Origin of the sequence: Desulfosporosinus acididurans, from assembly GCF_001029285.1 — a bacterium.
GTDB lineage: Bacteria > Bacillota > Desulfitobacteriia > Desulfitobacteriales > Desulfitobacteriaceae > Desulfosporosinus > Desulfosporosinus acididurans.
Genome location: NZ_LDZY01000004.1, coordinates 271,275 through 285,393 on the forward strand (window position 1 = coordinate 271,275; position 14,119 = coordinate 285,393).

Genomic DNA, 14,119 nt, shown 5'->3' on the forward strand with positions numbered 1-14,119 from the left:
AGTGAATTAAACGCATGGCAACAATTACGCTTGGAACACTGAGGGATCTATGGGAAAACGTATCAGATTGGGTCAAGGGAGTAGATACCACGTCAAAGCCAAAGGTCTCATCCATCCAGGTCGGAGAGACAACGATTGCTACACCGTTAACTGGGACTAAGACGGTCACGGCGACAGCAGCTGAGGTCTTTGCCGGCGCTTCTGCCAAGAGCGGAAGATCCCGGATGGTTATCAAGAACGAGGACCCTGCTCTCCGCTTTAGGATAGGATCATCCAGCGTTACCCAACAGGGTGGGTACCCGGTTGAGCCGGGTGCGGCGGTAGAGCTTCAATTTGACCCCTTGGTCAGCGTCCCGACTTATGCCATTAGCGAAGGGGCCAGTATTCAAGTATCCGTTTGGGAAGTATAATGTGTCCTTATTTAAGAGAGGAGGTGAAGCAGGTTGCCCAAAACACGCGCTAATATGCTTTCGACAGCCGCACGCCAATTGGTCGGTAAATCACAAGTCTACGCCTTGCTTGTAGATTCTAGCGGAAATGCAATTCTAGACTCAGAGGGAAACGAACAAATAGCAGAGCTGGAAGCCGTAGGAGGCAGGCTGAAGGTTGACATCGGGGCCGCAGCGGTCGGGGGTAAAATACCTGTCGTTACAGAAATAAATTCTGTGTCCTTAACGGACCTGGAGACGACAAACGCTCCCCCGCTTACCGGTTTAAAAACAGTCATTGCCACGGCTGCCGAGGTCTTCGCGGGAGCGTCAGCTAAGTCTAATCGTCGAATGCTGTTCATTAAGAACACGGATCCAGTACTCCGCTGCAAGGTCGGAGCCTCCGGAGTCAGCCAACAAACGGGTACTTCTCTTGAGCCTGGAGCAGCGGTTGAAATTAAGTTTGATCCAGGGATTTATGTCCCTATTTTCGCTATTAGTGAAGGTGCGAGTATTAAAGTGGAGGTGTGGGAAGTATGACCTATGAATTTATAAATGATGGAGACACGACCATAATTAAAGTCAACTTTTCAGATGAGGGTGTCGAGCTGAGCGGCGAGACTTCGGTAAAAGGTGATGAATCTGCAGCGGTTGCTTATCTCCCGGTGTTTGAGTCTGACTTGCGAAGAAACTTTGCAGAGAAGTTTCCGGTACCTGAAATTCCGGCAGAAAATGGAGGAATGATTTAATGAAATACATTAGTGGACCTTATACGCAAGGGCAGTTATTAAAAGAGATCAATGATATTGAGATTGCACTTACCGAGAGATTCCAGCGGAGCGGCGTAATAACTGATGCGGCAGAGCAGCGTTCCTGGCGCGAACGCGTGCAGGACGCGAGCCTTGCTAGAAATACCGTTATGTATGACGATCAAGGTAATCCATCAGTGATGGTTGTATTTCCAGTACAGACTCTCGCCGATCTCGGAGTTGGAACTTCCCAAAAGTTTCATCCGGCGTTTACCGTTAATAACTCTACAAAACCGATTCTTCACATTTCAAAATATCAAAATATCACTGTTGGAGCTGGAGCCACGTTACGGGCACTAAGCCTTAAACGCATGGATCCGGGCAATAGTATCAATTTCGATAATGCTCTTCTAGCCTGTAAACAAAAGGGTGCTGGTTGGCATTTAATGACTAATGCAGAATGGTCCGCTATCGCTCTTTCCACAAAGAAGCAGGGCTTTATGCCTCGAGGAAATAATAGCTATGGAACGGACACCAGTGTTGCATCGGAAAAGGGCATTGCCAGTTATTTAGATCCAACTCCAGCTAAGACTGGGCGAGTGCTTACTGGATCTGGGCCAATTTCCTGGGCTCATGACGGTAGTCCCTTTGGGATCTATGACTTGAACGGCAATGTTTGGGAATGGGTCGGAGGCTTGCGCCTTAATAATGGTGAGATCCAAATTCTCGTCGATAATAATGCTGCGGATAACACAAAGGACCAATCCGCTGCAAGTGCAGAGTGGAAAGCGATTCTGCAAGATGGGTCGCTCGTTGCCCTTGGAACAGATAGCACACTCAAATACGATTATACCGCTGCCCCTACAGCCAATTCCGCAAGCATCGAACTAGCTACATCAATTGTGAACGCACAAGTGGATGATACTCCGTATGGGTCAAAAGCTTTTGAAGCCTTAACGGCTCATGCTGGCGTCACTGTTCCTGATATAGCAAAAGCTCTTGGTCTATTCCCGATTGATTCTGCCCATGGTGGTGACCTTTTTCAATTCCGAAATAACGGCGAACGCCTCCCGTATCGTGGCGGCAACTGGGGCTACGGCTCCAACGCTGGCGTGTTCTATTTGATCCTGAACAACCCCCGGTCGAACGTGTACACGAGCCTCGGGTTTCGCTCCGCTTTCGTCCTGTAAATCTGGAATCTAAAACCCTGTAATCTGTTGGGCGCTCGATAGAGCGCCCTCTTTCGACCCCAAAGAATGGCAAAAGGAGCCTGCAGCATTGGAAGAACTTAAAATTTTGCAAAAAACTTACGACATGATCCTTTACGGCAACATATGCCTTAGGCAATTTCCAAAGAGCGAAAAGTATGCGCTCGCATCGGATATTAAAGAATCTATGTATGCGTTGCTTCGACTCATCATCACGGCCAACAAACGTTATTACAAGAAAACAACCCTCCAGGACATTGACGTTGAAATCGATACCTTGCGCACGCTAATACGTTTATCGGCAGACAAAGAGTTCATGTTTTTACCGCTCCGCAAATATGAAAACTGGAGTCGAATGCTTGCCGAGATAGGCAAGATGCTCGGTGGTTGGATGAAATCCGTTAAACAATAAAACAGTTATCACACTCTATGGGGAATGGGCCATATAAGCTCCCGTATCGTGGCGGCAACTGGAACAACGGCTCCAACGCTGGCGTGTTCAATTTGAACCTGAACAACCCCCGGTCGAACGTGAACACGAACATCGGGTTTCGCTCCGCTTTACCCTCAACTTAGCCAGAAGTTTGCATTCTATGGAATTCAATCCAGAGCAATGAGGACAAAGGGGTCCATTTCCCTTCCGCAAGGAAAAATATTTAATTGCCATGACCGTCGCGAGTAGAATTCGAAAGAGGCCACGCATGGCGTCGACACAAAAAGGAAGGACCTGAAATTATTGCATAAGATTCGCGGCCTATATGAGAAAATTTATGATTTTGAAAATCTACATCAGGCTTACCTTGAGGCTCGTAAGGGAAAGAGGTACCGCATCGAGGTTATGAAATTCACGAATCACCTCGAGGAAAACTTGATTCAAATTCAGAACGAACTTATCTGGAAGACCTATGAAGTTGGTAAATATCGAGAATTCTTTGTCAATGAGCCCAAAAAGCGTCTTATCATGGCATTGCCCTTTAAGGATAGGGTGGTGCAATGGGCAATCTACCAAGTGTTGAATCCGTATTTCGAAAAGGGTTTTATTCAGGACTCATATGCCTGCCGAGTCGATAAAGGGACGCATAGAGCCGTGAATAGGCTGCAGTACTGGTTGCGCTACATGCACCGTCGGCACTCGCAATTCTATGCGCTCAAACTAGATATATCTAAGTATTTTTATCGAGTTGACCATAACGTACTTATGGCAATCCTCCGCAGACGCATTGGCGACGAAGATCTACTCTGGTTATTAGAAACTATCGCTCGATGTGAACATACGAAGTTTGGTGTTCCGCTTGGAGATCATCAATTTGAGTCAGATCGAGTTGGCGGGGTTGGGATGCCGATCGGCAACCTGACGAGCCAAATGTTTGCGAATCTGTATCTCAATGAGCTGGACCAGTACGCTAAGCAAACCCTTCACGTTAAGTTTTATCTTCGCTACATGGACGATATTGTAGTACTTCATGGGAACAAAAAGTATCTCTGGGCACTTAAGGAGCAAATCGATGAATTCGTGGTGCACCAACTCCACCTTCAGCTAAACAATAAAACTATGGTTCGCAGCGTCTCGCAAGGTATCGAGTTTGTTGGATTTCGCGTCTGGCCAACTCATAAGAAGCTCCGGAAAAAGAGTGCTCTTAAGATGAAACGTAGGTTGCGATATCTGCAACGTTCGTATGCCAGAGGAGAGATAGGCATGCAGGAAGTAAACAACAGCGTCCAATCTTACCTTGGCATCCTGAAGCATTGCAATAGCCATAATCTTAAGACTAAGTTATTACGGTCCCTCACATTTGTTAGGGATAATTTGAATTAGAGAGGAGGATTAGAATGCCCAACCTGGCAATAGCATTATATTCATCATGGGATGATGTGAACGCTGTGGCCGACGAGACAAGAAGCCTTGATGATACCACTATTTGGGATGACACATTAGATGGAAATCAGTCCATTGACTACTTACTGAATGCCGCTCATGCAACAGCTTATTATGAAGGCGGAGGAATATACGAGTCTCAACCGGTTGATCTCTCTCCTTGCGGAGAAGTTCAGTCGGCAAAGCTGACACGGACTGAAAATGGAGGCACAGGCACAAGCCTTGTCATTGAAACGGCATTATCACCTGATGGCGGTACAACTTGGGGGGCTTGGCAGGCGGTAAATGTTCTCGATTCAAATATCCCTGGGATATCCGCAGGCATGGATCTTACCGGGTATAAATTGAAATATCGCGCAAGGCTTAATACCACTAATCTAGCTGCTACACCTACCGTTAGCGAGATCAAAATAACGGTCACGAGTCGGAAAATGTTCAGAGTCTTCTCCAGTGGTACAATAAAGGCAAAGGCGGACATTGTCCCGACTGCCAGTGAGCAACTGTAATCCCCGCTCCTAACGGGGTTTAATTTATGCCCGTAAAGGAGGCGATGGATCCCAGGATGGAAAACACAAAAAGAATAGCCGTAACGGTCGGAGCGATATTGTCTTGGCTTGTTGGTGGACTGGATTATTTATTTCAGACTCTCGTGATTTTTATCGTAATCGATTATGCAAGCGGGGTAGCAGCTGCATGGATTGGGGGAGAACTTAGCAGTTCTCGAGGCCTGCGAGGAATTGCTAAGAAAACATTTATCATAACCCTGGTTGTTGTGGCGGATAAGATCGACTTCATGCTCGGCGGCTCAGACTTCTGGCGTAATGCAGTGCTCTGGGCGCTCATCGTCAACGAGACATTCAGTATTTTAGAAAACGGAGGGCGCATGGGCGTTAAAATACCTAAGGTGTTCTATAAGGCTCTTGCAGTCCTTCAGGATAAAAATTCTGCCGAATAGGAGGGGGAAGATTATGCCAAGAGGAGTAATTAACTATGGCCACGGACCGAAGAACGATGGAACCTATGATCCCGGAGCTGTCGGACCGGATGGATATCAAGAGGCCGCAGAGACTTGCATTATTGGAACAAAGATAGCCCAGAAATTACAAAATAATGGATGGGACATACTTGCTATTCAGGATGGCGATCTTAAAGATATCACGGATCAAGCAAACTCATTTAAGCCGGATGCTTTTCTTTCGATCCACGCCAATTCTGCCGCTCCTGAAGCTCACGGGATTGAAACATACGCCTTAGCGCCAGGCGGAGTGGGCGAAAAGATTGCCCGGGAAATTCAAAAGGAACTTGTTTTGGCGACGGGGCTTACGGATCGGGGAGTAAAATTCGCGAACTATTGGGTGCTTGGTAAGACTATAGGCTATCCGGCAGTATTGACCGAGATAGCCTTTATTTCAAACCCAGTTGAAGAGGCATTAATGCATAAAGACTCATGGAATGAAACGGTAGCAGAAGCGATTTGTAAAGGTTTTTCCAGAGCCTTGGGTGTAGCGTATGGCGAAACAAAGAAGGATGGGGTTGGCAAAGTGTTAGATGTTGCAGTTTTACTTTATACCAAAGAGGATTACTGGTCCGGCGCAGATGTTGCAGTCAAGAATGGTGATTGTGCTATATTTATTCGTCCTGACGATCATTCGGTGCCTAAGGAAGCGATGAGCGCCCAAAAGCTGATTGTTGTTGGCGGACCTACTACGGGACATCCAAATGAAATATTGTTATCCGGGAAAACAAAGTATGATACTGCCCAAGCGGTCGGTAAGTATTTGGGCTAGGAATTCGCAAGCGCTTGCCAATTTGTAAATTTTGGGGTTATGTCATGTCGTGAGACACACCTCTAACCTCTCTTGAGGATCAGATTTAATCTGGTCCTCTTTTAATGTGCAAAAGAGAGGATGAGACACGTGAATGAGCTGATTCCTATTGAGTATAAAGGCCAAAGGATTTTAATAACTGAGCAGTTGGCGGAAGTTTATGAGACCGAACCAAGAAGGATAACCGAAAACTTTCAAAGAAATCAGGCGCATTTCACAATAGGAAGGCACTATCATCTTGTTCAAGGTGAAGAATTGAAAGCATTTTTGCAATACGCTGAAAGCGTTGTACAAAATCCGAGCAAAGTAAGGAGTTTGTATCTTTGGACCGAACGAGGAGCAAATCGTCATTGCAAGATCCTCGACACCGACAGAGCATGGGAACAATTTGATCTGCTTGAAGAAACCTATTTTAAGTCGAGAGAATTTGTACCCCAATTTAATGTTCCCCAAACATTTGGTCAGGCACTTAGACTTGCGGCGGATTTATGGGACCAAAATCAACTTATGCGGCCAAAAGCAGAATACTTCGATGCTCTTGTCGACAAAAATCTGCTTACGAATTTCCGAGATACTGCTAAAGAATTGAAAATCAAGGAACATATTTTTATCAACTGGCTTTTAGGTAAGGGTTATGTATATAGGGATACCAAAGGCCATCTGAAGCCCTATGCCGATTATGTACCTGCATTATTCGAAATTAAAGAAAAGCAAAGGGATAAATGGGCCGGAACCCAAACCTTTATCACCCCGAGAGGAAGAGAAACTTTCAGGTTATTACTAAAAAAATAATTTCAAAGCAAAAATGCAAACTTTCCTGTCCCGGCAGGCAGGATAAATAAAACGAGCAGGTCAGAAATGGCCTGCTTTCTCATTCGCCAAAATTATTGAGGAGGGAAAACCATGTTTTCGAATACTAATCTAATCATGTTTCTAATAGCCATTTTAGCCTTGGTTGGTGTTGCCGGTGTAAGCTGGGGTATTGGATATGTAACATCCAAGGGAAAAAACCCTCAGTCAATTTTAAACACTGCCGACACTGTTATTGATGGAGTAAAAACAGCCAACGACGCATTTGGAAAGCTGATAATTCCGGCTCCCGCCGAATCATTTATTGATAAGATCCTTAAAACCGCTCAGGCCGGTGTTCACGCAGCACAACAATTATGTGATAGTGGCCAATTAACAGAGGACCAGCGTAAGCAACAAGCCTTTGATAACAAGCCTTTGATATTGCTATGAATTTATTGAAACTTGAAGGATTCACACCAACTCCGGAGCTGGAGGATGCTGTTAAGGGCGCGATCGAAGCTGGTAAATTCGCTGTTAATAATGCATATTGGAATACGACACCCAAGCAAGAAGAACAGGTAGCTGCAGTAGCTTCCGCAGTTCCTCCTGACCAGGCTGTCCAGGTTGCCGTAACTAATGCAGTCACCCAGGCAGTTATACCTATTGCTCAACAAGCGGCCAGTGATGCCGTTAATCAAGCAATAACCCAAGTCGCTCAGGCGGCGCAAGGGGCTCTATCTCCGCAACCCGTTCAACCAGCTCAGATGGATCAGCAAGCACAGGCTCCAACTCAATAGACTGCATAAACCGCATAATAAAAGCGACAATGCCGGTTGCCGCATTAACAAGAAATCCCTCTCTCGCTTTTATTGCGGGGGAGGGATTTTTTTGCGTTTAATTGCGTTTTGTTTTACCGAGTTCCAGTTCGTGGACCCGAGCCGTTAATGATTGATTCTTCTCCTGGAGGGCATCTAATTTGGCGGTATATTCATCCTTCAATTTGGTCGTGGCTTCAAGTACGCGATTATTGGCTTCCATACTAGCCGCATGGATCTGCAGATCGGCCATCTTCTGGACGGAAGCTAATTCGTTAGCATGGCTCTTTTCCAGGGATACAATGGACTGCTCTTTAATTTCGATTGCATGATGGTGTTGAATGGCCTCGGAGCGGAGCTTCTCAATTTGACGCTGAGATTCTTCATGGAGATAGCGGAGTCTCTGGACTTCGGCCTCAAGCTCATCTACAGCCTTGATCCTATGTTCAAGGGATTCGTTCTGGCTAGTCAGAAGATCAATGGTAATTCGATTCGACTTGTTGACCGCTTCGAGCTCGTTGTTTCTTTCGGCCAGTTCTTTCATTTGCTCTTGGATTTCAGCTAGTTCCAACCGGGACTTATCGCGTTCTTCTTCAGCTTGAAGTCGGCCATTCTCTACCTGGTCGACAACGCTTTGATGTACTCTCTTCTCTTGCTCGAGTCCTTGAGTGTAGCTGTTTTTCAGGTCACGGAGCTTTTGCACCATGTTACTGAAAATCGACTCGGCGTGAGATAGGTGATAACGCAGCTGCTGCATGTCTTCGGTCTGCTCGATTTCACTTCCGGACAGCAAATTAGCCTTGAATTGAGTGACCATGGCCGAGAAGAGATCCTTTTGGCTTAACCCGGTGCGCTCCACTAATGCGGAAACGTCTGCCATGACCTCATCGTTGGTACGAACGGAGTATAGCGGTGGCTTATTTTTCGCTTCGTCAGACATAATTGATGCCTCCTTAAAATTAATGTATACATTTAATCCTTTATTCATGCTATGTTTACATTGGTTAACGTGTTTACATAATGTATACATGAATAATAGCATGGAAATTCAGTAACGTCAAGGAAGGAGTGGCATAAAAAATAGCCCCCCAGCTCGCAAGCTGAAGGCTTATAATAACGGCATATTTTAATCATTCTGCGATATTATGCTAATTGTATCTGTCTTATAATCTGATTTGGCGGTTACATTTTGCAGAATCAATCCTCCGAAAGCATTTTTTGCCCGATAGGACATTTTGATTATTAAATAATCTCCTCTGTCCCAATATTTTGTCTCGACATGCTCAAAGCTTTTGGGATCGTTTAAGTTTTTCTTTAGCAAATCTACCAAATATCTATTCGATCCATCCCAAGCACTAAACTGACTATCAACCCATTTCTTATAAGCGGCCTTAGCATCTGCAGCGGCCTTCTCTTCGGCCTCTTTCTTCTTTACTGCAGCTTCTTCTGTCGAAAGTCTTGCAAAATCAGTGCTGATGTCTGCTACTTCGGAATTAGATAGATTTTTATACTTCTCCTTTATTTTATCAAATTGATCTCTCTGTTGGGTATCAAATGAAGCATAAGACTTTTTCAATAATTCTTTATCTGAATCTGTAATTTTTAATGCGTCGGCTTTTTCTTTTGCTATTTGCTCCGGAGTTTTTGCAGGTTCTGAAACTGTAGATGATGCACTTGTCGTCGATGCGGAAGATCCGCTGCCTGTAAAGGTACCGACCACTTTACCAATAAGTAAGATATAGACTATTGTGGCCACAGCCATTTTCCATTTAGTCTTAGACCGAAATCCAAGAATCTTCCTCCACCAAGGTCTTTCAATGATCTGAACTGAAATATTCGTATTTGATTGTAATAATGGAACTAAGTCCTTTCCTTTTTCCAAAATAGTGATTGTGCAGCCATTAGAAACTCCCTTAAGGGCCAATACTGTTTTCTGGGCATAAAAATCTACAGATGCCTCCGAGAAATTTCCCCATTGATTGGTCTGTTGTAATACTGGTTGAACCTTGTCGAACTTATAGATGTTTACACCCTCTGCATGAAAAGCTCCATAATGAATTCCTGGTGAACCTAGCACTTTTGCAATAAACCACGTATTCATGCCTGCTGAAGTACAAAGGTTCATGATTGACTCTTTTGCTTTTTGGTCGTTATTTTTCTTCCTGCTCATTTAAAAAGTTCCTCCAATCAAAATAATTGTTTTAGCTTTCCATGTTATCTATCATTTTCCTGCTTTGTGACATTCTTAATGGTTTTTCGACTTTACAAGGCCAATAAGGGCGCTAATTTCAGAATCATCAAGAGGACTCCACCGAGCATAAGTGCATTTCCTGCCGCATGCAATTGCTGCTGATCATGGGGCTGATCCGGAACTGTTATCTTATCCTCGGGCAACGGTGCCTCTTTCTTATTAACATCCCTAATCAGTTCGTTATCGGTTAAGTGCCGTTTTACGGTATCCATGAACTTATCAAAGTTGTCATTATCTTTGAAGTGATCATTGATAATTGACTTTGGGATCTTAATCTCTTCAGTTGTATTCCCGACCTTGCGCTTATAGACAAAGGGATCATCTGTTACCGGCTGTTGCTTAGGCGTTTCCCCAGGCTTCATTTTGTCCTGAATCCTCTTCCGTAGTTTGTAAACAACCCAATTACCGATATTATTGCCAAGCATACCACTTTGAAAGTTCTTGGCTAGGATATAACCGTGATCTTCTGGTACTGCAATCACTTTTAGTTGCGCACCTAGCAATCTATCCCACTGGGCCATTGTGTACGCTCCGAGTTCTGGATGTGATTCCCACCATAAGAGTCCGCTTGGTTGAACGGGGTTATTTGTTTGGTAGGGGTAGAGGTAAACTACTTGAGAGGCTGCACTTGCTTGGAGAGGGTTAGCTAGGGCGAAGCCTGCAATGATCATCAGAATAGAGAGGGCAAGAGTACGCTTGATAGAGGACTTTTTGAGGACTAAGAACATATTATCGACCTCCTTCTAATAAACCTTTTGACTGCAGGAACATTTCCTCTGCATCCAGAACGGAAGCGACCAAGATGAAGTGAATGCCGGTTATTTTAGCTATATAGAAAATCATTTCATCCATGTCGATTTCCATCATTCAGCCTCCAATCTATCCCGCAATTCTTCTAATACATATATTAGTCTTTCGGCGGTTTCTAGATCTGGCTTCAAGAAAATGAGGGATATTCGTAAGGATTTGAGCAGAAATATGAGCTTCCAGTACCAAAGCAGAGCCCTAATCCTGTCCATATCTATTAGATTCTCGCCGCCAGTGAACTCGGAAATTAACTCCTTGAACCAGTGCTTTCTTCTGTACTCTTCAATGATCCGGGCAAAATTCTTCTTGATCTCAAGGAACAACCTCTCTTGTTCATCAATTATAGGAACGCTGTTAATTTTCACTCGCATATTCAATCCTCCTCGCTACTTCAAATACGCCATTGGATCAACTGTCTTACCACCAAAGCGGACCTCAAAATGTAGATGCGGGCCGGTGGAGTTTCCAGTATCTCCGGATAATGCGATTACATCTTTGGCAAAAACATTCTTGCCTTGTTTTGTTTTAAGTTCCGAGCAATGGGCATAAAGCGTTTGCCAACCGCCACCGTGGTCAATCATTACATAGTTTCCATAAATCCCGGATGGATCTACCCCGGTCTCTCGTACCCAACCGTCACGGGCTGCCATAACGGAAGTCCTTTCGGGCGTCGCTATATCGATCCCATGATGATCGGGAGGGCTAAAGCTTTGTGATATCACAACTTTCCCGGATATGGGCCATTCAAGATGTCCGCCAGTAAACATTTCGGCTAAGGATTTTGCTGGTAGTTTTGGATTTGAGCCAAAGTTTACAATAGAGGAATTTCCTATGTTGCCAGTTACTTCGTTTAATTTATTTCGTGCATCACCTACAGAATTGATGGCATTAGTTAGGCTTTGGACATCGTCTCGTACTTCGTTATAATGTACACCCATTCTGGCGACAGCAGGACCTGCGTGTTGCAGAGTTGATATAGATACCATAAGAATTAAGAAAACCTTCACCATTTGGGCTCGATGTTTATTACCCAAGGCAATAAGGGTGTAATATCCAAACATTCCACCGATGATTATTATGAAAATCTCAGTCAGCCAGGCCATGATCGTCACCTCCTAGTTTAAGGTGCCTTTAGTTGACCATGTTACATACTTGCCAATTAGAATTCCTAGATAAGTAAGGAGTATTAATACTGCTGCTATTCCCGATCCGGCCTTGAGGAACGGTATTCGATCATTACGATTTGTGGAATGGAATGTTTGCTCAACCAAGAACTCTCCAATGGTTAGGGCTAGAAGTAGTGTTACAATAAAACCTGGTTTACCTGGTCCAAAGACTTCAACTACGGCTGCGCCCATTGCACACACCTCTCTTTCAATTCATCAAGGGTTAATAATTCGTAAGGAATGCCGAGTGGATTTTCGTTGACTAATCGCTTAAGTATGGGTTTCTTGGGTCCGGTAGTAATTACTGTTAGCGTGGGTATTTTCTGATCTCGCAACTCTACCCACCAGTAGGGCCTAATTCCTTGAGCTTTCAACTCTATGATATTTTGGAAAAGAGATGTGTACTTGGGCATCTTATCGAATTCATTACCACTTTCGTGTCGGTGGAACTCTCCGAAGAATAAATGAGGTTTAACTGAAGAGCGTAGAGACACAAATGCATCAGGCCGGACAAATGGCTCGTATTCCTTTGGCTCGCCTTTAAATTTTAATTCTGCGCCAGTTCTTGTAGCCCAGTTCTCAAACCATACATATAGCCAGTTAACCCCTATTCGATGCTCTATTTGATCGGGGCGCTTCATGTCAGCAGGCCAGTAGAAGTAAGGTTCATATTTGGAAAATCTATCTCGTTTAATTCTAGGTGTTTTCTGCTTCTTCTTAATGCCATTTCCGGATAAGACTCGTAGACGACGATAACACATATCATCATTTTTTTGCATTTTAAAAACCGAAATACGAATTTGATCTGTCGTCAAGCAGTAACGGTCCTCCAGGAGCGCGAGTATTTTTTGGTCCCGGTAATAACCCTTTTTGTGGTTTAACATCGCTTGGCTCACTCCTTTTTACTACAAAACGCGGTTGTCCTAATTCGGCAAGAAGTTTATTAAGCTGAGGCTCTTCTTTTGGGCTTAATGGAAAATAGAATGTTTGCATTTCGACCTCGCAATCCCATTGAAATATTGCTCTGCCTTTGATATTGGGTAGATAAGAGGCCGAAGGGTTGTCGAGTATTATTTGTGAGTCAGTAGAAGTTGATGCCCTGAAAGATACTTTACCGTCAAAGTTAGCCTTTAGATCACCGAATTTTACTTTTTCAAATATAGTGCTGCTGGGTCTCTGGGTAGATCCGATTACAATTACCCCAAATCCAGCACCTACAGCAAGGATGGTTTTAAGCATTTCTTGACTTGCAGTATCTTGAAGCCTATGAAGTTCGTCTATAACCAAGACGATAAACGGCAACTCATAACCTTTGTAAATATAGTCCTGAATTTTTCTAACGCGAGCCTTAGCGAATAAACCTTCTCTCCTTTTAATTTCTTCGGTAATCTTTAAGAGCATAAATACGGCTCCCTTAATATCCGTTACCCTCCAAGCCCATTCATCAAACTCCGGAAATTCAATTCTTTTTAAGTCAACGATGCAGATATAGGATTTTTGCTTATTCTTTGAGCTGGCCAAAAGAAGGCTATAAACAATGCAATGAATTAGGTTTGATTTACCGTAACGAGTTTCACCTGCAAAGAACCAGTGAGTATCAGCTATATCCTTGATAATTGGACCCCTAGAGCTGATGCCGAAAGGTACAGGCAGATAATGATCTTGGTACTCATTGGGATCGAATTGATAATGGTACATCGTCTTAAGCTGCAGATTGGAAAGCCATACTTTGATTGCCTTTCCCTCTCGCTCGATGAGACAAGAACCCATTACCGCATCCGCAAATCTCTGTTGTTCCTTGAGAAAATCCGTATACCTAATTCCCGGCGGAATGTGAATAATAAAAAACCAACCTTCGTTTCTCTCGGTTTCTAATGGTTCATTTCCAAAGAATTTTTTAATAAACTCGGTAGATTGACGAAGTTTTTCGCGCTTACTTAATTTTTGTTCTAGATATGGCATTCCATTTATGGTAAGTAGTTTCTTCTCGATAATCATAGGAACCATGTCCTCGTGTCGCCAGATAATCTTTATTGAGTCCTCGAATGCAGCCGGAATTGAGTTTTTTGGTAAATGATTTACGGCATAGAGGATTTGTTCTCGCGTCTCAGAGATAACCTTGCCGAGTCCCAGGTCCAAGTTATTCACCGCCTTCAGGATGGTCAACTAACTGGTCAACTGACTAGTCAAACAACTGGTCA

Annotated in this window: 21 protein-coding genes; 12 read left to right on the forward strand and 9 right to left on the reverse strand. The window is 44.0% G+C overall.

The window, feature by feature from the left end; all coding sequences use genetic code 11:
• Positions 1-14: 14 nt before the first annotated feature.
• From DEAC_RS07010 to DEAC_RS07065, 12 genes are all read left to right on the forward strand, one after another.
• Complete coding sequence (locus DEAC_RS07010) at positions 15-410, forward strand: hypothetical protein (RefSeq protein ID WP_047809302.1); 396 nt, start codon at positions 15-17, stop codon at positions 408-410.
• 33 nt (positions 411-443) lie between these two features.
• Entirely contained in the window at positions 444-968 is a 525-nt protein-coding gene (locus DEAC_RS07015) for a hypothetical protein (protein ID WP_047809303.1), read from the forward strand.
• Complete coding sequence (locus DEAC_RS07020; RefSeq protein ID WP_047809304.1) at positions 965-1,177, forward strand: hypothetical protein; 213 nt, start codon at positions 965-967, stop codon at positions 1,175-1,177. The genes DEAC_RS07015 and DEAC_RS07020 overlap by 4 nt, the downstream gene beginning before the upstream one ends.
• A gap of 137 nt (positions 1,178-1,314) precedes the next feature.
• Complete coding sequence (locus tag DEAC_RS07025; RefSeq protein ID WP_242847091.1) at positions 1,315-2,367, forward strand: SUMF1/EgtB/PvdO family nonheme iron enzyme; 1,053 nt, start codon at positions 1,315-1,317, stop codon at positions 2,365-2,367.
• An 88-nt stretch (positions 2,368-2,455) separates the two neighbouring features.
• A complete protein-coding gene (gene avd, locus DEAC_RS07030) occupies positions 2,456-2,797 on the forward strand; it encodes a diversity-generating retroelement protein Avd (RefSeq protein ID WP_047809305.1) in 342 nt (113 codons plus the stop codon).
• A 324-nt stretch (positions 2,798-3,121) separates the two neighbouring features.
• Positions 3,122-4,201: a reverse transcriptase/maturase family protein gene (locus DEAC_RS07035; RefSeq protein WP_047809306.1), complete on the forward strand. Its 1,080-nt coding sequence runs from the start codon at positions 3,122-3,124 to the stop codon at positions 4,199-4,201.
• Positions 4,202-4,215: 14 nt separating this feature from the next.
• Positions 4,216-4,767 (forward strand): hypothetical protein, encoded by a 552-nt coding sequence (locus DEAC_RS07040; RefSeq protein WP_047809307.1) that lies wholly within the window; start codon positions 4,216-4,218, stop codon positions 4,765-4,767.
• A 56-nt stretch (positions 4,768-4,823) separates the two neighbouring features.
• Positions 4,824-5,216, forward strand: a complete 393-nt coding sequence (locus DEAC_RS07045; protein WP_047809308.1) for a phage holin family protein — start codon at positions 4,824-4,826, stop codon at positions 5,214-5,216.
• 13 nt (positions 5,217-5,229) lie between these two features.
• Positions 5,230-6,048, forward strand: a complete 819-nt coding sequence (locus tag DEAC_RS22620; RefSeq protein WP_047809309.1) for an N-acetylmuramoyl-L-alanine amidase family protein — start codon at positions 5,230-5,232, stop codon at positions 6,046-6,048.
• 129 nt (positions 6,049-6,177) lie between these two features.
• Complete coding sequence (locus DEAC_RS24130) at positions 6,178-6,879, forward strand: phage antirepressor KilAC domain-containing protein (protein ID WP_242847092.1); 702 nt, start codon at positions 6,178-6,180, stop codon at positions 6,877-6,879.
• A 111-nt stretch (positions 6,880-6,990) separates the two neighbouring features.
• Entirely contained in the window at positions 6,991-7,329 is a 339-nt protein-coding gene (locus DEAC_RS07060) for a hypothetical protein (RefSeq protein ID WP_047809311.1), read from the forward strand.
• Entirely contained in the window at positions 7,326-7,676 is a 351-nt protein-coding gene (locus tag DEAC_RS07065) for a hypothetical protein (protein ID WP_047809312.1), read from the forward strand. The genes DEAC_RS07060 and DEAC_RS07065 overlap by 4 nt, the downstream gene beginning before the upstream one ends.
• A 97-nt stretch (positions 7,677-7,773) precedes the next feature.
• On the opposite strand, the gene DEAC_RS07070 is transcribed toward DEAC_RS07065, so the two are convergent.
• The 9 genes from DEAC_RS07070 to DEAC_RS07105 all read right to left on the reverse strand — a co-directional run bounded on the left by DEAC_RS07070 (position 7,774) and on the right by DEAC_RS07105 (position 14,057).
• A complete protein-coding gene (locus DEAC_RS07070; RefSeq protein WP_047809313.1) occupies positions 7,774-8,634 on the reverse strand; it encodes a hypothetical protein in 861 nt (286 codons plus the stop codon).
• A gap of 186 nt (positions 8,635-8,820) precedes the next feature.
• Entirely contained in the window at positions 8,821-9,864 is a 1,044-nt protein-coding gene (locus DEAC_RS07075) for a hypothetical protein (RefSeq protein WP_047809314.1), read from the reverse strand.
• Positions 9,865-9,956: 92 nt separating this feature from the next.
• Entirely contained in the window at positions 9,957-10,673 is a 717-nt protein-coding gene (locus DEAC_RS07080) for a hypothetical protein (RefSeq protein WP_047809315.1), read from the reverse strand.
• A gap of 1 nt (position 10,674) precedes the next feature.
• A complete protein-coding gene (locus tag DEAC_RS24510; RefSeq protein ID WP_282434439.1) occupies positions 10,675-10,809 on the reverse strand; it encodes a hypothetical protein in 135 nt (44 codons plus the stop codon).
• Positions 10,809-11,123 carry a hypothetical protein gene (locus DEAC_RS07085; RefSeq protein ID WP_047809316.1) on the reverse strand — a complete coding sequence of 105 codons (315 nt, stop codon included), beginning with the start codon at positions 11,121-11,123 and terminating at the stop codon, positions 10,809-10,811. The genes DEAC_RS24510 and DEAC_RS07085 overlap by 1 nt, the downstream gene beginning before the upstream one ends.
• Before the next feature lie 15 nt (positions 11,124-11,138).
• The gene (locus tag DEAC_RS22105; RefSeq protein ID WP_053006316.1) at positions 11,139-11,855 is read right to left on the reverse strand and encodes a M23 family metallopeptidase; all 717 of its coding nucleotides are present in this window, start codon (positions 11,853-11,855) and stop codon (positions 11,139-11,141) included.
• A 12-nt stretch (positions 11,856-11,867) separates the two neighbouring features.
• Positions 11,868-12,110, reverse strand: coding sequence for a hypothetical protein (locus DEAC_RS07095; RefSeq protein ID WP_047809317.1), 243 nt, complete (start codon positions 12,108-12,110; stop codon positions 11,868-11,870).
• On the reverse strand, positions 12,095-12,733 hold the full coding sequence (locus DEAC_RS07100) for a hypothetical protein (protein ID WP_047809318.1): 639 nt from the start codon (positions 12,731-12,733) through the stop codon (positions 12,095-12,097). The genes DEAC_RS07095 and DEAC_RS07100 overlap by 16 nt, the downstream gene beginning before the upstream one ends.
• A complete protein-coding gene (locus tag DEAC_RS07105) occupies positions 12,699-14,057 on the reverse strand; it encodes an FtsK/SpoIIIE domain-containing protein (RefSeq protein ID WP_053006317.1) in 1,359 nt (452 codons plus the stop codon). Before DEAC_RS07105 ends, DEAC_RS07100 begins: the two co-directional genes overlap by 35 nt.
• Positions 14,058-14,119 lie beyond the last annotated feature (62 nt).

Bases quoted from the DNA above. Each gene is read 5' to 3' on its own strand.
- DEAC_RS07010 (WP_047809302.1), top strand. From the start codon at position 15: ATGGCAACAATTACGCTTGGAACACTGAGGGATCTATGGGAAAACGTA.
- DEAC_RS07020 (WP_047809304.1), top strand. From the start codon at position 965: ATGACCTATGAATTTATAAATGATGGAGACACGACCATAATTAAAGTC.
- DEAC_RS07040 (WP_047809307.1), top strand. From the start codon at position 4,216: ATGCCCAACCTGGCAATAGCATTATATTCATCATGGGATGATGTGAAC.
- DEAC_RS07045 (WP_047809308.1), top strand. From the start codon at position 4,824: ATGGAAAACACAAAAAGAATAGCCGTAACGGTCGGAGCGATATTGTCT.
- DEAC_RS22620 (WP_047809309.1), top strand. From the start codon at position 5,230: ATGCCAAGAGGAGTAATTAACTATGGCCACGGACCGAAGAACGATGGA.
- DEAC_RS07060 (WP_047809311.1), top strand. From the start codon at position 6,991: ATGTTTTCGAATACTAATCTAATCATGTTTCTAATAGCCATTTTAGCC.
- DEAC_RS07065 (WP_047809312.1), top strand. From the start codon at position 7,326: ATGAATTTATTGAAACTTGAAGGATTCACACCAACTCCGGAGCTGGAG.
- DEAC_RS07070 (WP_047809313.1), bottom strand. From the start codon at position 8,634: ATGTCTGACGAAGCGAAAAATAAGCCACCGCTATACTCCGTTCGTACC.
- DEAC_RS07075 (WP_047809314.1), bottom strand. From the start codon at position 9,864: ATGAGCAGGAAGAAAAATAACGACCAAAAAGCAAAAGAGTCAATCATG.
- DEAC_RS07080 (WP_047809315.1), bottom strand. From the start codon at position 10,673: ATGTTCTTAGTCCTCAAAAAGTCCTCTATCAAGCGTACTCTTGCCCTC.
- DEAC_RS24510 (WP_282434439.1), bottom strand. From the start codon at position 10,809: ATGGAAATCGACATGGATGAAATGATTTTCTATATAGCTAAAATAACC.
- DEAC_RS07085 (WP_047809316.1), bottom strand. From the start codon at position 11,123: ATGCGAGTGAAAATTAACAGCGTTCCTATAATTGATGAACAAGAGAGG.
- DEAC_RS22105 (WP_053006316.1), bottom strand. From the start codon at position 11,855: ATGGCCTGGCTGACTGAGATTTTCATAATAATCATCGGTGGAATGTTT.
- DEAC_RS07095 (WP_047809317.1), bottom strand. From the start codon at position 12,110: ATGGGCGCAGCCGTAGTTGAAGTCTTTGGACCAGGTAAACCAGGTTTT.